Origin of the sequence: uncultured Brachyspira sp. (assembly GCF_944390845.1) — a bacterium.
Lineage (GTDB): Bacteria > Spirochaetota > Brachyspiria > Brachyspirales > Brachyspiraceae > Brachyspira > Brachyspira pulli.
The window spans coordinates 25,550-51,201 of sequence record NZ_CALXRM010000016.1 but is presented as its reverse complement, the minus strand read 5'-3'; the positions used below and the strand labels follow the sequence as shown (position 1 = coordinate 51,201).

20 protein-coding genes are annotated in these 25,652 nt (G+C 25.5%); 9 read left to right on the top strand and 11 right to left on the bottom strand.

What is annotated here, in order from left to right; translation table 11 throughout:
- Nucleotides 1-379 precede the first annotated feature (379 nt).
- A complete protein-coding gene (locus tag Q0K52_RS05140) occupies nucleotides 380-1,456 on the bottom strand; it encodes a glycosyltransferase (protein WP_297297160.1) in 1,077 nt (358 codons plus the stop codon).
- 71 nt (nucleotides 1,457-1,527) lie between these two features.
- On the opposite strand from Q0K52_RS05140, the gene Q0K52_RS05135 reads away from it, so the two are divergent.
- Nucleotides 1,528-4,281 (top strand): tetratricopeptide repeat protein, encoded by a 2,754-nt coding sequence (locus Q0K52_RS05135; RefSeq protein ID WP_297297158.1) that lies wholly within the window; start codon nucleotides 1,528-1,530, stop codon nucleotides 4,279-4,281.
- A 465-nt stretch (nucleotides 4,282-4,746) separates the two neighbouring features.
- On the opposite strand, the gene Q0K52_RS05130 is transcribed toward Q0K52_RS05135, so the two are convergent.
- From Q0K52_RS05130 to Q0K52_RS05120, 3 genes are all read right to left on the bottom strand, one after another.
- The gene (locus Q0K52_RS05130; RefSeq protein ID WP_297297156.1) at nucleotides 4,747-5,559 is read right to left on the bottom strand and encodes a pyridoxamine kinase; all 813 of its coding nucleotides are present in this window, start codon (nucleotides 5,557-5,559) and stop codon (nucleotides 4,747-4,749) included.
- Between the two features lies 1 nt (nucleotide 5,560).
- Nucleotides 5,561-5,785 (bottom strand): hypothetical protein, encoded by a 225-nt coding sequence (locus tag Q0K52_RS05125; RefSeq protein ID WP_297297154.1) that lies wholly within the window; start codon nucleotides 5,783-5,785, stop codon nucleotides 5,561-5,563.
- A 136-nt stretch (nucleotides 5,786-5,921) separates the two neighbouring features.
- Nucleotides 5,922-7,052, bottom strand: a complete 1,131-nt coding sequence (locus tag Q0K52_RS05120; protein WP_297297152.1) for a hypothetical protein — start codon at nucleotides 7,050-7,052, stop codon at nucleotides 5,922-5,924.
- 561 nt (nucleotides 7,053-7,613) lie between these two features.
- Here Q0K52_RS05120 and Q0K52_RS05115 point away from each other — a divergent pair.
- From Q0K52_RS05115 to Q0K52_RS05095, 5 genes are all read left to right on the top strand, one after another.
- Entirely contained in the window at nucleotides 7,614-10,250 is a 2,637-nt protein-coding gene (locus Q0K52_RS05115; protein ID WP_297297150.1) for a calcium-translocating P-type ATPase, PMCA-type, read from the top strand.
- A gap of 82 nt (nucleotides 10,251-10,332) precedes the next feature.
- Nucleotides 10,333-11,739 (top strand): tetratricopeptide repeat protein, encoded by a 1,407-nt coding sequence (locus Q0K52_RS05110; protein ID WP_297297148.1) that lies wholly within the window; start codon nucleotides 10,333-10,335, stop codon nucleotides 11,737-11,739.
- A 123-nt stretch (nucleotides 11,740-11,862) separates the two neighbouring features.
- Nucleotides 11,863-12,441: an RlmE family RNA methyltransferase gene (locus Q0K52_RS05105; protein WP_297297146.1), complete on the top strand. Its 579-nt coding sequence runs from the start codon at nucleotides 11,863-11,865 to the stop codon at nucleotides 12,439-12,441.
- A 26-nt stretch (nucleotides 12,442-12,467) separates the two neighbouring features.
- On the top strand, nucleotides 12,468-12,890 hold the full coding sequence (locus Q0K52_RS05100) for a SoxR reducing system RseC family protein (RefSeq protein WP_297297144.1): 423 nt from the start codon (nucleotides 12,468-12,470) through the stop codon (nucleotides 12,888-12,890).
- A 35-nt stretch (nucleotides 12,891-12,925) separates the two neighbouring features.
- Nucleotides 12,926-13,375, top strand: a complete 450-nt coding sequence (locus Q0K52_RS05095; protein ID WP_297297142.1) for a hypothetical protein — start codon at nucleotides 12,926-12,928, stop codon at nucleotides 13,373-13,375.
- 44 nt (nucleotides 13,376-13,419) lie between these two features.
- On the opposite strand, the gene Q0K52_RS05090 is transcribed toward Q0K52_RS05095, so the two are convergent.
- The gene (locus tag Q0K52_RS05090; RefSeq protein WP_297297140.1) at nucleotides 13,420-15,720 is read right to left on the bottom strand and encodes a DUF3536 domain-containing protein; all 2,301 of its coding nucleotides are present in this window, start codon (nucleotides 15,718-15,720) and stop codon (nucleotides 13,420-13,422) included.
- A 183-nt stretch (nucleotides 15,721-15,903) separates the two neighbouring features.
- On the opposite strand from Q0K52_RS05090, the gene Q0K52_RS05085 reads away from it, so the two are divergent.
- Nucleotides 15,904-17,415 carry a DUF4836 domain-containing protein gene (locus Q0K52_RS05085; protein ID WP_297297138.1) on the top strand — a complete coding sequence of 504 codons (1,512 nt, stop codon included), beginning with the start codon at nucleotides 15,904-15,906 and terminating at the stop codon, nucleotides 17,413-17,415.
- Between the two features lie 10 nt (nucleotides 17,416-17,425).
- The gene (locus Q0K52_RS05080; protein ID WP_297297136.1) at nucleotides 17,426-18,148 is read left to right on the top strand and encodes a TlyA family RNA methyltransferase; all 723 of its coding nucleotides are present in this window, start codon (nucleotides 17,426-17,428) and stop codon (nucleotides 18,146-18,148) included.
- On the opposite strand, the gene Q0K52_RS05075 is transcribed toward Q0K52_RS05080, so the two are convergent.
- From Q0K52_RS05075 to Q0K52_RS14750, 6 genes are all read right to left on the bottom strand, one after another.
- Complete coding sequence (locus tag Q0K52_RS05075) at nucleotides 18,145-19,338, bottom strand: cyclic nucleotide-binding domain-containing protein (RefSeq protein WP_297297134.1); 1,194 nt, start codon at nucleotides 19,336-19,338, stop codon at nucleotides 18,145-18,147. The two genes, Q0K52_RS05080 and Q0K52_RS05075, sit on opposite strands and share 4 nt — an antisense overlap.
- Before the next feature lie 51 nt (nucleotides 19,339-19,389).
- The gene (locus Q0K52_RS05070; protein WP_297297132.1) at nucleotides 19,390-20,550 is read right to left on the bottom strand and encodes a cyclic nucleotide-binding domain-containing protein; all 1,161 of its coding nucleotides are present in this window, start codon (nucleotides 20,548-20,550) and stop codon (nucleotides 19,390-19,392) included.
- A 128-nt stretch (nucleotides 20,551-20,678) separates the two neighbouring features.
- On the bottom strand, nucleotides 20,679-21,833 hold the full coding sequence (locus Q0K52_RS05065; protein ID WP_297297130.1) for a cyclic nucleotide-binding domain-containing protein: 1,155 nt from the start codon (nucleotides 21,831-21,833) through the stop codon (nucleotides 20,679-20,681).
- A 91-nt stretch (nucleotides 21,834-21,924) separates the two neighbouring features.
- On the bottom strand, nucleotides 21,925-23,079 hold the full coding sequence (locus Q0K52_RS05060; protein WP_297297128.1) for a cyclic nucleotide-binding domain-containing protein: 1,155 nt from the start codon (nucleotides 23,077-23,079) through the stop codon (nucleotides 21,925-21,927).
- 168 nt (nucleotides 23,080-23,247) lie between these two features.
- The gene (locus Q0K52_RS14755) at nucleotides 23,248-23,766 is read right to left on the bottom strand and encodes a cyclic nucleotide-binding domain-containing protein (RefSeq protein ID WP_367270966.1); all 519 of its coding nucleotides are present in this window, start codon (nucleotides 23,764-23,766) and stop codon (nucleotides 23,248-23,250) included.
- Nucleotides 23,672-24,319 (bottom strand): cyclic nucleotide-binding domain-containing protein, encoded by a 648-nt coding sequence (locus tag Q0K52_RS14750; RefSeq protein ID WP_367270965.1) that lies wholly within the window; start codon nucleotides 24,317-24,319, stop codon nucleotides 23,672-23,674. The genes Q0K52_RS14755 and Q0K52_RS14750 overlap by 95 nt, the downstream gene beginning before the upstream one ends.
- Before the next feature lie 892 nt (nucleotides 24,320-25,211).
- Between Q0K52_RS14750 and Q0K52_RS05050 the strand changes: the two genes are divergently transcribed.
- A complete protein-coding gene (locus Q0K52_RS05050) occupies nucleotides 25,212-25,529 on the top strand; it encodes a co-chaperone YbbN (protein WP_297297126.1) in 318 nt (105 codons plus the stop codon).
- Nucleotides 25,530-25,652 lie beyond the last annotated feature (123 nt).

Sequence of the window (25,652 nt, the reverse complement as noted above, 5' to 3'; positions counted from 1 at the left end):
CCCTGCAGATATTTAAAATTTAAAAAAATTATTTTTGACAAAATATAATTGTTTAGGTATATACTAAAAATTTTTAAGTTTGTCAATTTTTTTGTTGTTCTTTTTCCCGCCGCACGCCACAGGCGGACAGCGTCAAAGAACCAAAAAGTGCAAGGATAAAATTAGTACTAAATCATACTAAAATTGTTTTACATGTAATATAAATTATCAATTTAAGCTAAAATATAGCCCTTCGCAAAGCGTATCCGAGCTTGTCGAGGATATAAGCTTCTTTGTGGCACGCCAAAGGCACTTCCTTCGGTCGCAAAAGAAATGGGGGGACAGATATTTAAAATTAAAAAAAATTATTTCTGACAAAACATAGTTGTTTATGTATATATTACTGAGCAAAACTGCTTATTAATTCTAATATTTTATTAGTATTTTCTGTATCATTTATTGATGGCATAAACATTTCATAAGTTCTTTTATTTTCTGCCATCTTTTTAATTTTTGATATTATTGATATTGGATTTTTTGAATTATATATTAAAGCATTCTTTTCATCTGTTGCTATTTCTGCAGATGAACTTTTTGAGTCTATAATTGGCAATGTTTTATAATGCCATGCTGCTATTAATTGTGTGTAGAAAGAATCTTTAATATTATGTATTATCATGCAATTTGAATTTGCTATAATATTTCCTATATTTGAATTATCATTTTCATCTATAAATTCAACATGCTGTTCTATAGATAATTTTCTTATATTATCCTTTAATTCTTTGTCATATCCTATTATTTTTAATTTATATATATCTTCATTTTCTTTTATGTATTGAGCATAAGCGGCAGTACATTTAAATATACTATCTTCCTTGTTATAAAATAAAACAATAGATTTATCTTTATTTTTATTCTTATTTATAAATATATAAGGTGAAAAATATGGCTGTATAACTTCTATGTTTTTTATTTCCTTATGAATATATAATAATCTTTCTTTTATTTTATTGCTTCCGCAAATTATTAGATCCATATTTAAAGTATGTTCATAATCCAATTTTAATAGTCTTTTTTCAGCTAATTTTGTTTTATTATCTCTATTTTCTTGGAAATATAAATGGCTTTGAAAATTAAGTGCATACCATACTACGACAGGAATTTTTTTCCCAGATTTTTTTTTCATAATAATATTTTTACTCATTGAAGCTATTATATTCATAGGAAAGTCTACTGCTATAATTGCATCAGCATTTTCAGCGGTATTTGCTATATCTTTTGCTGATTTTGTAAAAAATATTGTAGATAAATGCTTTCTTGCTATATAAGCAGGAAAGTTTTTTGAAAATGATTTTGAAAATACTGTTATTCTTATACCAGATTTATAAAAATGTTCTATCATGTTTAAAATAAATTGATTAGATTTATTTTTTAATTCGCTTACATTTGATATTAGTATAACTATTTCTTTCATTTTTTACCTGCCGAAATTAAAATATAGCAACTCCATTTCCGATACTTTAAAGTAGTAAATAAGGACTTGCTATGAAATTAATAAAAATCATACTTATAGTTTGTACTCTCTATATTTCGGCATATTCCAGAGATATTTTACAATATCAAGCCATAATGAACGATAGAAATATAGATATTTCTTTAGAAAGTACAAAAATATCTACTAATTTAACTCAAATTGTTTTAACTGAAGATAATAAAATAAACCTTAATAGAGAATTAGATAATGTTAGAAAGTTAATGGAAAATGGAAAATTTTTTGAGGCTATAACATTATGTAATGATTTAGAATCTGTTTATACAAATTACTATGAAATATATTATTTAAGAGGCTTATCATATTTTAGAAGAGCTGACTTTCATTATGCTTCTTTAGATTTCACAAAACTTTTATCTTTATATGTAGATAAAGAAGATTATGATAAAGTTTATGGAGAGATCGGTAAGTTTTTTGATACTATAAATGAATATGAACAAACAGTTATAGCATATCTTACAGCATATAAAGTAACTAATAATCCTTATTGGTTATTTTTAGCTGGTAATGCTTCATTAAAAAATGGAGATGTAAAAAGTGCTGATTATTATTTTAAATCTTGTTTAAAAGAAAATTCTTCTTATGCTAATGAAGGTTTAGGGGATTTAAACTTATTAAACAATAATTATGACGGTGCTATAAATAATTATAAAAATGCTAAATATTCAAATCAAGATGAAAAAATAAGAATTCAAACAAAAATATCTAATGCCACAGTAAAAAAAGAAATATATTCTTGGAATACAAAGCTTCAAGTTAAAGATTATACTAATGCTTTAAAAATACTTGAAGATATTTCATCATATTCTATAGATTATCCTGAAATAACAGTTGCATTAGGAAAAACATATTTTCAAATGCAAGATTATACAAGGGCAAAAAATATATTATCAAAATTAGTTTCAGTAGAAAAGGATTTTGATGAGGCTTATGCAATTTTAGCACAGATATACTTATATGAAAATAATGAGATAGAGGCAATAAAAATATTAGAGAAAGGTTTAGAATATTCATATAATAAACCAAGATTGTATGAAACTTTTGCTTCTATGCTTTATGATGCAGGTTATACTTATTACCCTGATAAAATTATATCTCAAATAATTAACTTTTATAATATTTCAGATGAAAACAAAATTGATTATAGTAAAAGTTTAATAAGAAAAAAGAGATATGAAGAAGCTAAAAAATTATTGTCAGAAGTAAAAAGTTATGAACCTATTGTCAAAGGTCTTTTAAAGAATATAGAATATAATATGATACTAGACAAAGCAGAAGAATTAAAGAGAAACGATTATTCTGTTGACATGATGCAATTACTTGCAATGTATAGATTCGAAGGACAAGAAGAACAGCTTAGAATAGGGTATATTGCTGAATCTTATTATAATTTAGGTTCTCTTGATAAAGCTATAGATATACTTAAAGAGGCATTTAATGCTAATATTATAAGTGTTAATAATGTTTTCTTATTAAGAAAATTATTATCAATTAGAGCTTCAGATAATGATACATCTCGTTATCAAAAAGAGAGAGATTTAATAGATATAAAAGCTACAGAGTATTGGGAAGAAGAATTAAAATTACATTTAGACCTAGTTACAGATAGAATATATGAGTTTATAAAGTTTAATAGATTTGATGAGGCTTTGGCTTATATATCAGATTTAAGAAATAAAAATTATGATGTTGCATATATAAAGAAAATAGAATCAATAACTTACGGACTTTATGCAGCTTATCTTTATGAAAATCATAAATATGAAGATGCTTCTAAAACAGTTGCTTTAGGTATTAGAAGAAATAGAAGTAATTATGATGCTATTGCTGTAAAAAATGAAATGGATATTGATTCATATTTAAGTTCTGTAGGATATTATGATAATGTTGATGGTTATATTAATTTATCATCTACTATGAAAGAAGTTTTAAGAATAGCTCCTGCATATATAGAGAATAGAATCAAATTAGCTGAAAGTTATATCAGAGAATATAATTTAGAAGGCTTGAATATGATAAATAAAATAACAGATTATATCAATGTTGACGGCGGAAAAGATTTATTATTAGGCAGAGAGTATAATAAGGCTTATTTATATTCTTATTCTATAAAATGCTATGATAGAGCTTCAAAATATTTAAAAGTTAATCCTATATATATAGCTGAAACTGCAGTTAATTTAAATAATTATCAAGTATCATCATCAGATATTAAAAAATCTATCAATGAAAATGATGCAGATTCACTTTATGCTGCTTCAAAACTTTATTCAAAAATAGGTGATTATAATAGTGCTATGAATACTATTAATAAAGCTATATCATTTGATACTAATAATGTTAATTATCTTTATGAAAAAGCTTATATTAATGAGTTAGTTGGAAATACAAGAGAAGCATTAAAAACATATCAAGACATAGTAAAAATTAGAAAGAATTACGCTGCTGCTAATTATAGAGCTGCAATAGTTTATTTGAATAATTTCAAAGATGATATAAGTGCTGAAAGTTATGCATTTAATTATTTGGCATTGGTTCCAGATGATTACAGCGGATATGAGCTTCTTGGAAAGATTTATAAAACAAGAGCAGAAAAATATATAGACAGTAATACAGTTACTTTATTAAAAGAAGCTTTGAATTATTATGAAACAGCTTTAAGTAAAGCAGTATGGGGCAGAGATTCAGAGATTAGAAAATCAATACAAGCAGAAATTGATTATATACAGAATAAAATATTAGAATGATAGATTATTAAGTGATTATTTAGCTGCAGTGAATATTTATTATTTTCTGCAGCTTTTTTATATAATAAATATATATCTAAACAATTATATTATTTTGACAAACTTAAAAATTTTTAGTATATACCTAAACAACTATATTTTGTCAAAATAATTTTTTTAATTTAAAATATTTTCAGGGCTTTGCCCACCGCTCACTTATTTTGTGACCGAAGGAAGTGCCTTTGGCGTGCCACAAAGAAGCTTATACCCTCGACAGGCTCGGATACGCTTCGCGAAGAACTGCATTTTTGACCTAAAACTAGGGTATTACACTATATTTAATATATATTCTTAAAATATAAAGTTCTAGCAATTGCGTTTTTTGCAACTTTTTTGTGCGGCAAAAAAGTTGATAATTCTATATAAAGTGCATCGGTTGACAAACTTAAAAATTTTTAGTATATATAAAAAATAGTATGTTTAATTTTAAAGTAAATGAAGTCTTTTTTCTATAGATATTCCATATACTCTGTCATCATTTTCTTTTACAGATAATTCCACAGATTTATATATGAATTTAGTTGCTTTTTCTAATGCATCTTTTATGGAATGTCCATGTAATATATAACCTAATAAAGAAGAACCGAAAGCATCTCCTGTACCAGGTATGCTTATATCTATTTTAGGATAGTAGCTTGTTATAAACTCATTATTATCATAACATAAACATCCGACTTTATCTTCTTTTGAAACGCTTGTTACTATTACGGTTTTTGGTCCAAATGTAGAAAGTTGTTTAGCCATTTCTTCTACTTCTTTTTCTGTATAACTTTTTGAAGGATCTTTATCTAATAATACAGCTAATTCGGTTATATTTGGAGTTACTATATTAGCATATTTGATAATTTCTTTCATAGAGTTAACATGTTCATTTGACATAGAAGGGTAGAGCTTTCCATTATCTCCAAGTATAGGATCTACTAAAATAGTATTAATATTAAAATGCTTGATTATATCTATTACTATTGAAGGCTGCTTTCCAGAAGATATCCAGCCAACATAAAAAGCATCGAATTTTGGATTCTTTCTTTTTAATTCATCAACAATTTGTTCTAATTCATTTGTCAAATCAAAAGCACAAAACGAATCAAAAGCGGTATGATTTGAAAGTATAACACTTACAAGAGGAGAAACTTTTATACCAAAATGTGACAATACTGGTATATTAACGGTTAGAGAAGCTTTGCCATACGAACATAAATCATTAAGAAGAAGTACATTTAAATTTTTATTATACATTTTATTTAAATATTATCAGAGATTCGCTATCAGCAAGAACTTTATAACCAGCTACTTGAGCAAAATATGCAAATTGGTCAAGAGTTACATCATATCTGTCTTCTATTTCTTTTTTTGTGACTTTCATTTTTTTACCGCCATACAAAAAAGAATTAAGTTCGAAGCCAGAAGTGCCAAATTTTCTTTCTATCTCTTTTTGGAATGGATTTTTTTTACCTCTTTTCATTATCTTCTCCAAAACAATATCGCATATTATAATATCATATAATTATTTTTTTTCAATGGTAAATTTTTAAATAGTTATAATTATAATTTGAAAAAAGCCTATACATAATATTATTATGAATAGGCTTTTATTTTGCTTAATTATTGTTAATTAATTCAACTTTACTTCCATCTGGTTTAGTATATGTTGCTTTTGTCTTATCATCACTAAATACTATTTTATGTTCTTTTGTACCTTCTCTTGAAGAATATTGATACATAGTTAATGTATTTCCTACAATTACAGGAGTGTAATTATCGTATCTTGTAAATATATTAAATTTGATTGTTTCTACTCCAACAGTCAAAGTCATAGTACCATCTTCGGAACTATATGTGCCGCTGTATGTACTAAAAGAATCATATCTTTTTAATGTTTCATATTGTAATTGATTATTAATCCAAGTATTACCAAATATTAATTTATAATTCTGTTTTCCATCTTTGTCATAAAAATGAAGTTCTTGTTTAGTTGAAGTACCGCCTGTTTGTGTATATGTTATTATCAATACATTATTACTTAATTCTGCTTTTGAGTAATTTATTTTAAAATTATCATCTATATATACTTGTCCGGTTGTATCTATAAGTATATAATATTTTTTAGAATCATCATAATCATAATAATAATAGTTTCCTGAATAAGTTATCAATTTTTGTATAGGTTCTCCAATTGCAGTGGCATATCCGCTTGTTTGTTGATATGTATCTTTGTGAAATATTGCATTAGCAAAAAGATAAATATTTCCGTCGCTTCCAAAATTGAAAGTGTACATTTCATCATTCATTTCATATCCTAATGCACCGGAACCTTCTGCTTTTCCTTCTATGTATATTTGAAGTTTATTTCCTAATAAGGTTTTCATTGTTGCTATAACTTCTGTACCATATCCATTGTATATTAAATCTTGATCTATTACATATCTAATGTCAAGGCTGTCATCTTCATATCTTGAATAATAAACGCCATTATGTTTTTTTATAAATTCAGATATTTGTAATGGATCTGTTATTATAACTTCTTCAGGCTTTGGCTCAGGTTCAGGATCTGGTTTTGGGTCAGGATCTGGCTCAGGTTCAGGATTAGGTTTTGGTGTTGGATCTATAAAACTTCCATCTCCTACATCTGGTTCTTTTTCTGGTATTATTGGAGACATTATATCAGATGAACATGATATAAATGAAAAAGCAATTATTATTAAAGTTATTAATAAATTTTTGGTATTCATAATTATACTCCCAACATTAATAAATATACTATTTTGTTATAAAAAGATTGCTTAAAAGATTATGTATTACAGTATTTTTTAAAAAATTAATTGAGGTATTATTTAGAGATTTCATATTATCATATTAATTTACCTTTTATTATATATTTAAAAGGATATATAAAGTACATTAAAAGTCAATATTTAATATTTATTTTTTATGAACTATAATAGGTTTATTTATATATTTAACTATTTTTATATTATGTTATTTAGTGTAAAGATATTAAAAAAGATATGTTTTTTCTTTACAATATATTGACATTATTTTTTTATTTGTTATAATACTTTCATACATAATCAAATACTCATGAGGGAGTAATTGGCGTATCTTACGCGGCAAAGTCAACATCGCAGCTCTTAATTGGTAGAGTTTGGCAAGCCTTAATTAATGAGACTCAAGTATAAATAAATCTTTAAGGATTAGTTTAATATTCTTTAATGATTTATTTATGCATGAGTCTTTTTTTATGCATTTTTTCTTTTTATAAAAATAATTAATTAAATGAGAGGTAGTTTTTTATGGACAGTTTTTTAGGAAGTAAAGATGATATTCTAAAGACCCTGAATGTTGATCCTAAAGTAGGTTTAACAGAAGACGGCAGAAAGAAAAGTTTGGAAAAATACGGTTCAAACAGTTTTACAAAGGAAAAAGGTGCTACATTACTTCAGAAAATATTAGAAGCATTAAAAGAACCTATGATATTAATGCTTATATTTGCTGGTATTATAGCTATAGGTGTAAATACTGTTGCTTATTTTAACGGAGGCCATGCTGACTTTTTAGAATGCTTAGGTATATTTTTAGCTATAAGTTTATCAATTACTATTACTATAGTTATGGAAGGTAAAAGTGCCAAAGCATTTGAGGCATTAAATAGTATTAATGAAGATATTAGAGTAAAAGTTATAAGAGACGGTAATATAGAAATAATAAATCAAAAAGATTTATTAGTAGGTGATATTGCTTTTATAGAAACAGGAAATAAACTTCCTGCTGACGGAAGACTTCTTGAAAGCGTATCATTAAATATTGATGAATCAGCTTTAACAGGTGAAAGTGAACCAGTAGAAAAAGATGCTGAAGCTTTATTATCCGATGTGAAAACTCCAGTAGCTGAAAGAATAAATATGGCTTATTCTGGATCATTTGTTACTACAGGTAATGGTAAAATGGTAGTTACATCTGTAGGAGATACTACAGAGTTTGGTAAAATAGCTAGAGAGTTATCAAAAACTAAAAAGACTTCTACACCTTTACAAGAAAAACTTGCTCAGTTAGGTAAAAGAATAGCCATGTTCGGTATAACTGCTGCTGTAATAGTATTTATTATACAGGTAGTTAATTTTATAAGAACAGGAAATGCTAGTTTTGATACTATTTCAGAGGCATTCATTACAAGTATAGTATTGATTGTAGCTTCAGTACCAGAGGGACTTCCAACAATAGTTGCTGTTTCTTTGTCTATTAATATTATAAAAATGGCTAGACAAAATGCATTAGTAAAGAAGATGGTAGCTTGTGAGACTATAGGAAGCGTTAATGTTATTTGTTCAGATAAGACTGGTACTCTTACAGAAAATAAAATGACATTAAATAAATTATTTGCTAATGGTGAATACATAGAGCCTGAAAATATAAAGAATGAAAAGATTATAAAAAACTTTGCTATTAACTCTACAGCAGATGTTGATTATAAAGACGGCATTGCTAAGTTCTTAGGAAACCCAACAGAATGTGCATTGCTTGTGGCAGCTAGTAAATCAGGATTTAATTATAAAGAGATAAGAGAAAAATCAAAAATTGTATATGAATATCCTTTCTCATCAGATACTAAAAATATGACTACAGTTGCTAAAGTTGAAAATGAAACTATAGTATTTACTAAAGGAAGCCCAGAAAAAATAATGGCTATGTGCAGTATCAGTGATGATGAGAAAAAAGGAATTGAAAAAGCTATAGAACAATTCCAAAATGAAGCTAAAAGAGTAATAGCATTTGCTCATAAAGTTGTTTCTGATAATGTTGAAAATATCAGAGAAAAACTTGAAAGCGATATGATATATGACGGATTTGTTGCTATATCTGACCCAGTAAGAAAAGAGGTTTATGATGCTGTTGACCAATGCAGAAGTGCTGGAATAAACATAAAAATGCTTACAGGTGATAATATAGTTACTGCTACTGCAATTGCAAGAGAATTAAAGATACTTAATGAAAATAGCATTGTTCTTGAAGCAAAAGACATTGATGCCATGGACGATAACACATTAAAACAGAATTTAAGTAAGATATCAGTTATAGCTAGAAGTACTCCTACAGTAAAAATGCGTGTAGTTAATGCTATAAAAGAAATGGGTAATGTTGTTGCTGTTACTGGTGATGGTATTAATGATGCTCCTGCTATTAAGAATGCCGATGTTGGTGTTGCTATGGGTATAACAGGAACTGAAGTATCAAAAGAGGCTAGCGATATAGTTCTTCTTGATGACTCATTTGCTACTATAGTAAAAGCTGTTCAGTGGGGCAGAGGAATATATGACAATTTCCAAAGATTTATACAGTTTCAGCTTACAGTTAACTTGGCTTCTGTAGTAGTTGTTCTTATCTCTACATTAACAGGATTAAAATCTCCATTTTCTGCTATACAGTTATTATGGATAAACATTATTATGGACGGACCTCCTGCTATTGCTTTAGGACTTGAGCCTATTAGAGATAACTTGATGAAAAGAATGCCTACAAAAAGAAATGCAAGCATTGTATCTAAAAAGATGATATTCAAAATAGTATTTTCAGCTACTGTTATGATTACATTATTTATGCTTCAAAGTAAATTAAATATACTTAATGTTGCTGAAGCAGAACAGTCTACTGTACTATTTGCTATGTTTGTAATGTTCCAGATATTCAATTCATTTAATAGCAGAGAATTAGGATTCGATAGTGTATTTAAATACTTTTTGAATAATAAGTTAATGCTTTTAAGTATTGGAGTTACTTTTATATTACAAATATTGGCAACTCAATATGCTGGAGGATTCTTCAATACTGTACCTTTAAGTGTAAATACTTGGTTAAAAATTATTGGAGTTTCTCTAATTGTTATTGCTGCTGCTGAGATTTTTAAAATATTTATGAGATTATTTAAAAAATAATTTGGATAAATTTATATTAAAATATTGAAAATAATTCCGAATTTATATATAGTATAGAAATTAAAAAAATAAAGAATAGAGTATGAATTATAGTATTTATATTATAGTATTTATATGTGTATTTGTTACACTATTGCTTATCTTAAGGAAAGTATTATTTGGCAATAAGCATTATAAAGGTTCTGATATGGATAGGGTTGACGCCCTCATTTCGGAAGGTAAAGATGATCTTGCTTTATTAAAGCTAAAAGAAGTTTTAGCAAAAGATAAGTCTGGAGTAAAGAGAGCTAAAATACATACTATGATAGCTAATTGTTATGCTAGAATGGAAGAATATTCATTTGCTATAGTTGAATATAGACATGCTATAGATGATGGAGATAAGGATCCAGAAACCATTTTGGCATTAGCTAGAGCTTTATGTAAAATAGATAAAAAAGCTGAGGCTTTAGCTCAATATCTTACTTTATTAAAAATAGAAGATTATAGATTAATAGTTGATACTGAAGTAGGTGCTATATATTATGAAAATAGGCAGTATGATACAGCAGTAAAATATTTTTCTGATGCATTAGATATTCAGCCTAATAATTCGGAAGCTTTAAAATACAAGGCTTTTTGTTTTGTTAATTTAGGTAACTATAATGAAGCTATATCCATGATGAATACAATAGCTAAAAAATTCCCAGATGATGCAGCATTAAATTATAATTTGGGAAGAGCTTATAAAGGCAGAGAGGATTATAAAACAGCTATTAAACATTATGCTATTTCATATAAAGATAAAGAATATTCTGTAAAATCATTATATGAAATGGGTCTTTGTTATATTAAACTTGAGAGCATTGAATCGGCTATAAAAAGTTTAGAAAAAGCTATAAGTTATGAAAGCTATGATAAAGACTTAAATTTAGCAATACTTTATACTCTTTCTGAATGTTATGATATAGTTGGAAATGTCAATAAATCTATTGAGATATTAGAGGGTATTATAGTAATAGACCCTAATTATAGAGATGCTAATGAGAAGCTTAATAATTATAAAGATTCAAGATACAGCGAAAATATTAAAAAGTTTTTCAAATTGGAGGGAGAAGAGTTTATCAATGTTGCTTTAAAAGTTGTAGCAAGTATAGGTCTTATACCTTATTCATTAAAAACTACAGATAAAAAGTATTTGATAGTATTTGCTAAAGAAAGCAATAGTGCACATGCTCCAAAAAAGGTAGTGTATTTTAGAACGTCTTACAGCCCTATATTTAATGATGAGCTTGTATGTTTATATGAATATTCTGTAAGTGCTAATATTCCTAATTCTATACTTATAACTTGTGCTATGGTTAGCCCTGATGCTATAAGATATGCTGCTATGTCAAGAATAGATATAGTTGGTATTAAAAGATTAGAAAATTTAGTAGAGAAAGCGGCTCTTACTAATTTACCTGTAGGTGTTACAAGGACAGAGGAAAAATTAAATTGGGTATTATAAAAAATAATATTTAATTTTTGATTGATAAAAAAGCAATAGGCTTGAATAAAGTCTATTGCTTTTATTTTTTATATATTATAATATCTAAAACTAATCATAATAAAATATTTAGGTTTGAACTTAATGAAAAAGGTACAAGATTTTTATTTTAAAAAAGCTAAAGAAGAAAATTATAAAGCTAGAAGTGTTTTCAAATTGGAAGAAGCACAAAATAAGTTTAAGTTTATAAAATCATCTGATAGAGTTCTTGATGTGGGCTGTTCTCCAGGATCATTCAGTCAATATATGCTTAATAAAATATTGAAAAGCGGTTCAGTTGTAGGGGTTGATATATTGCCGAATTCTTTTGCTCATCAAAGATTTACTTTTATATTGGGTGATATAAAGGATATGGATAGTTCTACTTTTGACAATGTTGAGTTTGATGTTGTTGTAAGTGATGCTATGCCTAATACAACTTCTGATAGGGAAACTAATCATTTTAGGTCGATTGCTTTATGCAGAGCTATATTTAATTTAGCTAAAGACGTTTTAAAAAATGAGGGACATTTTTTTATAAAGGTTTTTGACGGTAAAGATTTGCAGGATTTTAAAAAAGAGCTTTCTGAATATTTTGAAACTGTAAATGTATTTAAGCCAAAAAGTTCAAGAGATGAAAGCAGAGAAGTATTTTTATTTTGTAAAAGTTTTAAGAAATTATGATTAAAATATTAGTAGGATAATAAATAATGAAAAGAGAATTTGCTTTAGTATTAGAAACATATAATAACAATATAGCCAAAGTTGAATTACAAAGAGGTTCTAGTTGTGACGGATGCACTATATGTTCAAGAGGAAAACCTATTGTATTAAGGGCTTTTAATAGAATAAATGCGAATAAAGGAGATAGTGTAGTAATTGAAGTTGAAGAATTGAAAAGGGGAACTAATTTTTTTGTTTATGTTATTCCTTTGATATGTCTCATAGCAGGTTATTTTATAGGCGAGTTAGTATCAAAGCTTATTAATATTTCACATAATCTTGGCCCTATATTTTCATTTGTTGTATTTTTTATATATGTCATTTGGGGAATACAAAAATTAAAGAAAGACAATAAAATAATAGCTAATATTATTTGTAAGAATGACGTTATAAAAGATAATAAAGAATAATTTTTTATAAGTTTTTAATAAAGGTTTTTTTATATATGAAGAGAATAATACCTACTACGATTATAATTGTAATTGCAGCAGTTGTAACATACCTTTTTGTTGCTAAGGAAAAGCCATACGATGAGCTTTATACTATAGGAGTTGATGCTATATCTTCAGTTAATAAGGTTACAGGTTTAAAAGTGCATCCTAGAGAAGATATTTCAGAAGGCGGTGATATAAAAATATTAACTTTTCATAATGTAGATGATGTTATGAGTTATAGTGTGAAATATGCAAATTACTTATGGAAAAATGAAGGCTATTACATTACAACTAATTATAATTTTGGGAAGTCGCCTGATGGAAAAATAGAGCTTGCAAAAAATTCTGCAGATAAAGGCAGAGTTATTAGAATAAATGTTGATTGTTATACTAATGATTCTTTTTCTGTTGTTATAAGTTTAATTAATGGAAGTTTAATGATTAGAAATACTAATGAGTAATAAAATAAATTTTTGATTTTTATTACTCATTAGTTATATATAAATTAAATATTATCCATATTGAAGTTAAGCCATGCACCTAATTCTTTAAATGACTGTTTTTCTTCGTCGTTATTGAATTTTATGTAACCGCTTCTATATTTTAGAAGTATTTTATAGAATATATTTTCAAATGTATTTCTGTCTATAGGCATATCGTTATTAGATAAGAATTTAATATCTCTAAGAAGATCATATATAATTTTAGCATTTCCTGTTTCATATAAATCATTCAATGCATTTTTTATATTATCACCTATCAAACTAGATATACCGCTGTTTGAAATAAATATGCCAGCATTTCTAGCGTCTTTTAAATTTTCAGATACCTCATCATAAGCATCTCTGCCTCTATCAGTGATTTTTTCTCTAAGTATAGGAGATGCCATAGCCCCCATTATTCTTCTATAGTCATAATCCGGTGTTATGCTGTTTAAATTGAAATATGTGAATAATTTTCTGTATTCAGGATATATTTGATGCATTAACATATCAAGTTTTTTTATGTCTTCTTCAAATAAACTATCAGCCAATTTGTCTCTTATATCAGAAGTTAAATCTTTTAAATACATTGTATATGCTGTGCTTTTATCCAAAGTTTCATAAGATTCAGAAATCTGAATTTGATTTTTAAATTCATGATTTTCATGAAGCATATTAACTCTGAAGTATATATTAGCATCTATATTATCTATTAATATACCTTCAACATAATGCTGATCTATTTTTGTTGATTTTATTTCATGTTTAAAAATATTTATATCACTATCTTTATAATTGCTTGATATGAGATTAAATATAAAATAGTTTATTACATATAGTTTAGTAAATACATCTACTTTTGCTTCTTTTTCATAAAAGTATCTTGCAGTATGATGTTCCGGTTTATTGCTTATAGATCTTTCTAAAGCTGATAAAAATTCCTTATGAGCTTCATTAACAAAGTCTACATTTTTATCTTTTACTAATAGTCTTGCATAGTGGAAAGACTGTTCTGCATACTGCATATTTTTTATGGGTTCTAATCTTGATACATCTTCAAAGAACCAACCGCAGGAAGTATATGCAAATAAAGAATATTTATATGATTCCATTAAAAATACAAATTCTTTGAATGATATATATTTACTGCATATTTCATATAAATCTTTAGCATCTAAATCATTATACATAGCACGTACATACTCTTCTCTTAAAGAATTTCTAGTTTCATCTGTAAAGTCTAAGAATGTTTTAAATAATTTATCCTGCATCTTTCTTAAGATATCAAATGCTTCACGTAAAGGACCTCTCCAAGATAAATCACATCCGTCCCAACCGCCGCAGCCGCAATTACTTCTCCATCTTTCTACACCATGTGAACAGCTCCAAGAAGTACCTCTTCCGCCTTCACCATGATGAAGTATAACTTCTTCCATAGGAGGATACATACTTAAATAATGTTCATAATTTGTTGGAGTAATATTGTCATAATAAACATTTTCTTTGAAATATCTAGCAAGACACATATCAGCAAATGGTTCATGGTGTCCGTAACTTTCTCCGTCAGTTGCTATATTAACAAGTCTTCTTTCTCCATAAGCATTTCTTATTCTTTCAGCAAGTTTATCAGAAGATGTTAACAAATGTTCAAATGCTATAGCTTGAGATATATAAGGATCATAGAAAAATACTGCAACTCTTTTTCCATTATGTCCGTATAACCAATAAGGTTTTGAAGTATCTATTTTTCCGCCTGAAACATCTTCAGTTGTGATATTTTTTACGTAATGAGCTTGATAAGGAGATAATATAGTAAATTTTACTCTGCAGTCATATAAAGCATCAACTACATCTAAATTGATAGCTGTTTCTGAAAGCCATATTCCGCTGGATTTTCTTCCAAAATATTTTTCAAAATTGTAGAGTCCCCATTTTATTTGAACTCTCATATCTTCTTTTTTTGCTAATGGAAGTATTATATGATTATATACTTGAGCTATGGCATTACCATATCCAAGTCTTTCTATACTTTTTTTATCAGCTTCTATTATTCTGCCTAATAAATCGGTTCTAGTTCTTGCTATATAATCAAGCAGAGTAGGGCCGAAGTTAAAACTAATATATTCATAATTATTAGACATATCAAGTATTCTGCCGTATCCGTCTAATATTCTTGAGTAAGCATTAGGACTGTAACATTCATTAGTAATTCTTTCATTCCAATCATGAGCCGGAGATGCACTAGCTTCTTTTTGAATTTCTCCTAAAAAGGGATTCTCTCTAGGAGGCTGGTAGAAATGTCCGTGCAATATCAAATATCTCATATTATTTCCTATAATCTAATAAAGTATGTTCGATTATAAATAATTTAATGATATTTGCAAGATTTTTTTATGTAATATTATGATTTTTTATTTCTAAATTTATTAACAGATTTTGTTAATATACTTGACATTTAATTACAGTCTAATATAATATGTAATAATTATAAATTTAAGGAGCCATTGATGAAAAGGGTTGTATTAGTAGCATTATTATTTTTATTGACATTGAGCACTTTTACATACGCTGTAGATAAAAAATATATTCCTAATAATGTTGATAGCGTTGTTTCTCTTAATGCTGAATTATTATCGCAAAAAGCTGAAATTGATTTACAACAAATTCTAAATCAGTTATTTATGCAAAAATATGCTGATAATTTTTTAGAATATAGAGATGATCCATTCGTTGCAGAAGTTATGACAAATAAATTAAATGAATATATTGATTTTTCTAAACCTGCTAAAGTAGTTTCTTTCAATGGTTATCAGCAAATATCTGTAATATTAGATGTGAAAAATATTACTGAATTAGATAGAGTGATGATAAAGATAGCAAGCCAGGAAGATAAGCTTGTAGCTTTTTCAGAGAACGCTGAATACAGATACATAATGTTAGATGAATATAATTTAATTTCTTGGAATGATGAAGTTTTTACTGTTACTTTGAAATTAAAGGGCAGCTATTGGTATGATGAGGAATTAAATAAGGAAGATATCACTTCTATAGCTAATTATATATTTGTTAATAATACTCCTTTAGAAGATGAAAAATTTCTTTCATTAGAAAATGAAACTAATGATAGTTATGCTTGGGTTAATTTGTCTATATTGGCTGATGAAAATGCCAGCTTTTCTAAATTCTTATTGGGAAGAAGTTATGACAGCATACCAAAAGAAAGTTATAAAGATTCTATTATAACTACAAAAATAAATTTCACTAATGGCGAAGCTGAAATGATATTTGATAGTTATGCACCTAATTATCCTTATGATATAACATTATTAAAAAAACAATTAGCTGATAATATATATGGATTTGTTAATGGTGAAAATAATTATGGTTTCTTATCTTTATCTTTGAATACTAAGGAATTAGCAACTCATATGAAAAATGTTTTTTCAAATATGAGAGGTTTTTCTTTAGCTGAAGATTTTAAAACTTTAGAAAAATATGGTGTAGATGTTTATAAATTTATAGAGATATTTGGAGGAGATATATTCTTCTCAGTTTGGGATAATAGCGAAGGTGATGAAAATATGCCTTCTTTATTATTTTCAGCATCAATAGCTGATGTTGATATGGCTAAAATAATATTAAAAGCTTTATCTGATAGTATTAATAATGATATTTACACTATTGATGGTTATGTATGTTATATAAAAGACTCTATATTATATGCTTCAGATAGTGAAGATGTTATTAATTCAATAATAAATGGAGAAGCTCCAGCTACTAAATTAGATGAAAATAAACTTAATTTAGCAAAAAATAACACTATGTCTATATATTTAGAGTTTAGTCCTAATTTATCTTTATATGGTGTTGGTGATGAGTATACAGAAGCTTTTGAATCAATGTACTTTACATCTAATATATTAGAAGCTAATCATACACAAATGGTTTTAAAAGTTACTACAAGAGATAAAGAAAGAAATTCTCTTGCAGTTATGAAATCATTTTTTGGACTTGAGTAATTAGTTGCCAATGAGATTAGATGAGTATGTTCACCAGGAAGGATATACAGAAAGCAGATCTAAAGCACAAGATATAATACTTGCTGGGTGCGTATTTGTTAATGGAGTAAAAGTTACTTCTAAAGCACAGAAAATAAAAGATACTGATACTGTAGAAGTTGTGCAAAATATCAAATATGTATCCAGAGCAGGTGATAAATTGGAGAAAGCTTTTACAGAATTTGGTATTTCTGTAGAAAATAAAATATGCTTAGATATAGGAGCTTCTACAGGCGGTTTTACAGATTGCCTGCTTCGATATGGAGCTAAAAAAGTATATGCTTTAGATGTTGGACATAATCAGCTTGTATATAAATTACGCAATGACAATAGGGTAGTATCTATAGAAGATTTTAATGCTAAAGATATTAAAAGAGAAATGTTTAATGATATTATTCCAAGTGTTGTAGTAAGTGATGTTTCTTTTATATCAATATCAAAAATAGCTCCTGTGATATACAAAGAATTATATGATTTGGAATTTTGGGTTAGTTTAATAAAACCGCAATTTGAAGCAGAAAAAGGAGATGTTTCAAAAGGCGGTGTTATTAAAGATGATAGTCTAAGAGAAAAAATAGTAAATACTGCTGTAGAGCGTATAATTTCTTTGGGGTTTACTGAACTTCACAGAACAGTATCCCCAATAAAAGGCTCTAAAGGAAATATAGAGTATTTATCTCATTTTATTATTTAATTGTTTTCTATTTTGTATGAATTTCTTTGTTTATATATTTCATATTCTTTATAAAAGTCATCTATATTATTAATAGCAATATACTCTCCATCTAATATAGTTAATCCTTTTATTTTTGATATTTCATTTTCTATATTAGGGTTATATTCTACTCCTATCATAGTGCATATATCATTTATATTATAAGGGAATTGAATTTTATTTAGTGTTTTAAACAATAATTCATTTTTTATTAATGCTTCTATTATAATAACAAATTTACTTACAATATTGTTTGCATTGAATGCTCTTATTCTTGATATTGTACTATATATACGCATACTCATCATTTTTACATAATATAGTCTTAAAGTTTTATCATATTGCACCAAATTCATGGCATCTTCTTTTTTTATTAATTCTATAATGGAGTCTTGAAGAATTATAGCTGTTGTTGAAAGTGATTTATTTTTTGTAACAGGAGTATATCCATTAACCACATCATTAGTTGATAAAATTCTTCTAGTTACAAGTTTTGAATCGAATATATTGTATATTCCAACTTGTCCATGTTTTATAACATATAAATTATCAGTTCCCTGAAGTTCTGTATAAAGACAATAACCTTTTTTATATTTATAAATATTTTCATCTAATTTTTCAGGTTCTTCAATAGGTTTTACTTTTTTTAGTATATCATCAATTTCTTCATTTTCAATATATTTTTCAGGGTGCAATTCTTTATAGTTATTATATGTTTTGTATACTACATCATCATATCCGGTTTTAAAATATATTTTTAACATTTCTAATATATTATGTTTATGACCATGATTTCCATAGTAAATTTTATTTTCCTTGTGTAGGAAATAATAATATCTTTTGAGCCATCTTTCTATATTAATCATTAGATAATCATATATCTTATTTATAAGACTTAAATTATCTATTTTTTCTATTTCATTAATATTTAATTCAATGACTTCAACATCTTCTAATGCTTTTACTGTAGAGAAATATGGTTCATTTAATACAGCATTGAATAAACCTATGATTTCTCCTTCATTATATTTTATAATGAAATTATCAGCAAAGTAGCTGTAAACGATTACACTTCCTTTTTTAATTATATAGAATGTGTATTTTGGTTCTTGACCTTCTATAAATATAGTGGCATCTTTATTAAATTTAATAGTATTGTATTTTAGCATAAATAATCCATTGAGTAGTTTATAAATATTTTAATACATTTATAAACTATGTCAATAATTATTTTTTTGATATTCATGATATTCTTTAAAGAAATTATTGATATTTGTAATTTTGATATTTTGATTTTTTATTAATTCTATAGAGTTAATTTTTCTTATATTATTTATGATATCTTCTTCTGTTAAATTAATGGAATTCTTTATGTCTTTAACTGTATGAGATAATAAAATACTTTCAGGTTCTTTAAATAGTATTTCTATTCTTAATATAGAAGATATTACCATAAAAATTTTTAGTACTATATTTTCTTCTTCTATTGCTTTCATTTTTAGAAGTATATTAACAACTTTGACAGCCATCATTTTTATATTATATGCTCTTAATTGCTTATCTTTTATTAGCATTTCTAAAAATGCTTCCTTAGTTATGACTTTTACATAAGTTGTGTCTATAACTATAGCTGAAGTTGATAATGGTTTATATTCCAATTTTGGTTCATATCCATTTAATATGTAATTTTTTTTGTATACATCTTTTAAAAGAAGTTCCCCATTTACTACATTATATACTCCTACTTTACCAGACATTATAATGTAAAGGTTATTACTTGGTTTTAATTCAGTATAAATACATGCACCTTTTCTATATAAAAAAATATTATCACTAAATTTTCTTGGAAGAGGCATAGGTGATAATTTTGAGAATTCTTTTTTTGCTTCTTCTATGTTTTCAGCATAATTCATGAAATCTTTTATGTATTCATCATATAATTTATATGCTGCATCATGAAAGCCATTTTCTAAATATATATTTGCCATAGTAAATAAACTTTCTTTATAGTATAAATCTACTTTGTTTTTTACTACCATAATATAATACCTTGATAGCCATGTTTCTAAAGTTGTGTTTAAATAATCATATATCTTTTTTATTAAATCAATATTTGTTAAATTTTTTATATCTGATATATTTAGTTCAATAACTTCAACATCTTCAACGGCTTTTAATGTAACGAAATAAGGTTCATTAATAGCTAAATTTACTAAACCGATAATAAAACCAATATTATATTCTCTATTATAATTTTTTGAATGGTTTGAGTATGATATGACTTTTCCTTTTGTTATTATGTAAAATACATCAAGCGGATAATTGCCTTCTTCATATATCAAAGAGTCTTTTGGAAATCGTATCGTTCTGTAATTGTTCATCTCTAGTAAATCATTATATAATTATCTTTTCACGATTTATTATAATAATTTTTTGAAAAAATACAATCAATTATTTTAGCATATTATTATTTTTCAATTTTTATTGGTTTTTAATCAAATATTTTTTATTATATTATATATTTTTTGTATTCATCGAAGTAGCTTTGGAAATTAGTGATTTTTATATTATTAGAAGCATCTACTTCTACATATTTTATTTTATTTAATGTTAATATTATTTTATCATTTTTTATATCTAAATTAAGTGTATTTTTTAAATCATCTATTGTATAAGATAGTTTTACTACTTTAGATTTATTAAATAATGTTTCTATTTTCAGAATAGAATATAATAATATTATCAGTTTTATATCTAGTTTATCTGTATTAATTGCTTTAATTTTTAAAGTAGCATTATTTATTTTTGTTGCTGTTATTTTTATATAATTAACTCTAAATTCCGGGTCTGTATTAATTATATTTATTAGAGTTTTTTTATTAATTATTTCTATTACAGAATCTTCAAGTATTATTGCTGTTGTGAGAAGAGGTTTATATTCCAAAACAGGTTGATAACAGTTTATAATATATCCGGCAGGATAAATTAATCTTACAGTTTGTTTCGAATTTACTATATTATAAATACCTATTTTACCAGATTTAATAATATAGATATAATCATTCGGATCAATTTCAGAATATAGACAATATCCTTTTTTTATTCTATATATATTATCTGAAATTTTTTCAGGTTTTTCTACCGGCCTTATATGTATAATTAATTTTTTAGCTTTGTCTATATTAGTGTCATCTTTAAATGATTTTATACAAGTAGTACATATCTTATAAGTGGCATCTTTAAAATTATTATCTTTATAAATATTTGCCATAGTTAATATATCTTCTTTATTGTATAAATCTACTTTATTTTTTGTTATTTTTGCATAATATCTGCTTAGCCAATTTTCTAATATAAATGATAAATAATTAGAAATTTTATTAATAAGATTATAATTATCTATTTTGTTTATGTTTGCTATTTTTATTTGCAATAATTCAACATCTTCTAAAACTTCAACAGTAGAATAGTAAGATTCATAAGTTATAGATGAAATTAATCCTATAATATCGCCTTCTTTGTAAGTATTTGTATAATTTTCGCAGAAATGATTACGTGCTAATACAGTTCCGCTAAGAATTATATAAAAATACTCTTTGGACATTTCACCAGCTTTAAAGATAATGGTACCTTTATTAAATTTGACTTTCGTGTATTGTTCCATATTATTCTATTATTGATGATATATTATAATTATAATGTACAATATAATTATGTCAACTATAAAATATATACAAAATCAATTTTTTCATTCATTATAATGTGTAACTTTCATATTCTTTAAAGAATTTTTCTACATTATATACAGTTATATTCTTATAAGTATCCAATTCTACATATTTTATTTTTTCTAATATTAGATATACTTCTTTCGGATCTATTTCTACATGTAGCATATTGGTTATATCTTCTATTTTGTATGATAATTTTACTGATTTTTGTTTTGTGAATAAGGTTTTTATTTTTAGAATTGCATATATTAGTACTATTAGTTTATCTTTTATTGATATTTTGTTTAAAGCTTTAATTTTCAGTACCACATTAATGATTTTTATAGAACTCATTTTGATATATTGTATCCTATTTTCTACATCATTATATAGTCTTTTTATTAAGTCTTCGGGATTTAGAATTTCTATAACAGAATCTTCTATTGCTATTGCAGTTGTCAGTAACGGCTTATACTCAAGTACAGGATTTCCTCCATTAAGAATATATCCAGCTGGATAAATAGCTCTGGCAATAAGTTTAGAGTCTAATACAGTATATATTCCAACTTTTCCAGATTTTATATAATATATTTTTCCAGTCCCTTCTAATTCAGAATATAGACAATAACCTTTGTTCATTTTATAACAGTTTTCTTCTACAAGAGTAGGTTTTTTTGCGTGCCCTATATTTTGCATAAATTTTTTAACTGCTTTAATATCGTAGGCTTCCTCATATAATTTTATATAGTTTGAACAAAGTTTATAACTAGCGTCTTCAAAATCATTCTTTTTATATATTTTAGCTAGAGTTAATATATCTTCTTTATTATATAAATTAATTTTATTTTTTGTGATAATAGAATAATATTTACTGAGCCAAGTTTCTAATATGAAAGATAGCTGATTTGATATTTTTCTTATTAGATGTTTATTATTTATTTTACTTATGTTTTCTATTTGTATTTGCCACAGTTCTGTGTTTTCAACAGTTTCCATATTCGAGTAATACGATTCACCCGTAATGGCCTGCATTAAACCAACTATATTTCCATCATTGTACATAATGGTATAACCTTCACAAAATGCATTATAAGATGCAATTTTTCCGCGAGTTATTATATAGAAATAGTCTTTTGCCTTATCGCCATTTTTAAATATTGTAGTTCCTTTTGGATATTTAATTAATTTGTATTGTTCCATACCTAATATATGTTTATTAATATAATCTTATTAATTATAATGTTTCAAAAAATTATGTCAACTAAAAAATCTTCGTATTATCTTAAAAAGTATAACTTTTATATTCATTAAAATAATTTTCAACTTCTGATATAGTTATATTGTCAAATGAATCAACTTCTATATATTTTACCTTTTTAATTCTGGTATTATTTCTTTGTTAGAATTATTTATATCAAGCATATTTTTTATGTCTTTTATTTTATATGGTAATTTTAAGTTTTTTTTGCCGTTATTAAATAAAAATTCCATTTTTAATATAGAATATATCATAATTACCAATTTTTTATATAAATCTTCTGTTTTTATGGCTTTTATTTTTAGTATAGCATTATTAACTTTTACAGCTACCATTTTGATATAGCTTATTCTTAATTCTTTATCTTGGTCTATCATTTGCACCAATTCTTTTTTATTTATAATACTTATTATAGATTCTTCTAAAACTATTGCAGTTGTAAGTAAAGGTTTATAATCAAGAATAGGGTGATATCCATTTATCATATAACCATCAGTATAAACACATCTCATAGTTTGCTTACTGTTTAATACACTATATACACCAACTTTGCCTGATTTTATTATATATATGATTTCTTGAACGTACCTCAGAGTACAGACAATATCCTTTTTTGAATTTATAAACATTTTCTTCTATAAGTTCTGGTTCTTCTCTTATAGGTTTTACTGTTTTTAATATGTTGTTTATTTCATTAATATAATTATTGTCTGGAAATAGATTCAAATATTCATGGCACATTTTATATACTGTATCTTCATGACCATTATTTTTGTATATATATGCCATAGTAAGAATATCGTCTTTATTGTATAAATCCACTTTCTTTTTGGCTAGTATAGTATAATATTTGCTAAGCCAAGTTTCTAATATAAGATATAGATAATTATATATCTTATCTAATAACTCTTCATTATTAATATTAATTATGCTGTCTATTTTGATTTTAAGAACCTCAGTTTCTTCTAATGCTTCAACGGTAGAAAAATAAGGTTCATCTATTAGAGATGAAATTAAACCTATAATACTTCCTTTTTTGCTTTGATATTTGTAATTTTCGTAGAAGTCATTGTGACTTTTAGCTTTTCCTTTTACAATGATATAGAAATATTCTACAGGTTTTTCTCCGGACTTTATAATAATATCGTTTTTATTGAACTTAATAATATCATATTGTTCCATAAAACTCCCATACACTATTTTAAATAAACACACTATTACGACCAGCATTATAATATAAAGAATAATTATGTCAATAGAAAAAAATATTAACAGGAAATAATTAACTAATTTACTAAAATTTTTATTAATTACAATGTATTATATATTATTATTTTTTTGTTATTGTTTTATTTTAGTAAAAAATACTCTTGAATTATACTAAATATATTTGTTGTATAATCTGAAATATTTATTTTTGTATAATTATAACTAATTATTATATACTATTTACTTGTATATAGTATTCTATATTTAAATTTATAGTTACCGTACTCAAGTATGGCAGTATGAGAATTAAAATTTATAAATCAGTATTAATTATGTTTGATATGTATTATAAATGTATGATTTGTTCTTATTGATTAAAATTTTTTTCTATAATGAAGTAGGTGTATAGCGTTTATTTATTTGTGTATAATAAAATAAATATTAAGAACATTATTATAAATATATTTGTAGTATAAAACTTGTATAGTTCTTTTTATAAGTTTAAATACTATTAATATATTCTAAATAGGTATTAAATTTTACTGTCTATATTTTGTCTAAAAAATATTAAATGTTTATATTGTTCTATATTTTTAATTTATATTGAAATTTTTGTTGTATTTATTTGGTTTTATAATATAAGTGTATATATGTAATATCTGTTTTGAATGTATTTTATTGTCTAAATGGTACAATAATTGTTAATCATATAAATTGTTCCATTGATATATTTTTATATCTTTAATAAATTACAGTTATTTTAAATCATAACATTTTATTAGTAAAATAAATTTGTTTTATACTTGACTAAGAATATATTTTTTATATAATGTATATTATAAAAATATATTTCTGGAGTTTTATAATGCAAGAATTAGATAAAGATACATTTGATGAGAAAGTTATTAACTCAAAAGAATTATGCTTAGTTGACTATTTTGGCGATACTTGTGAACCATGTAAAGCTTTAATGCCACATGTTCATGAATTAGCTAAACAATATGAAGGTAAAGTACCTTTCTATTCTTTCAACACTTCTAAAGCTAGAAGATTAGCTATTCGTGAGAAAATTTTAGGACTTCCTACTATTGCTATCTACAAAGATGGTGCTAAAGTTAAAGAAGTTACTAAAGAAGAAGCTACTATTGAAAATATCAAAGCTATGGTAGATAGTATGCTATAATAAACTATTAACTTTTGTCTTAACAATAAAGGGGCTTTTTTTAAGTCCCTTTATTTTTGCATTATATTTTTTACATACAATAATAAAACTTTTTATATATTGACTGTTATTATTATTAAATAT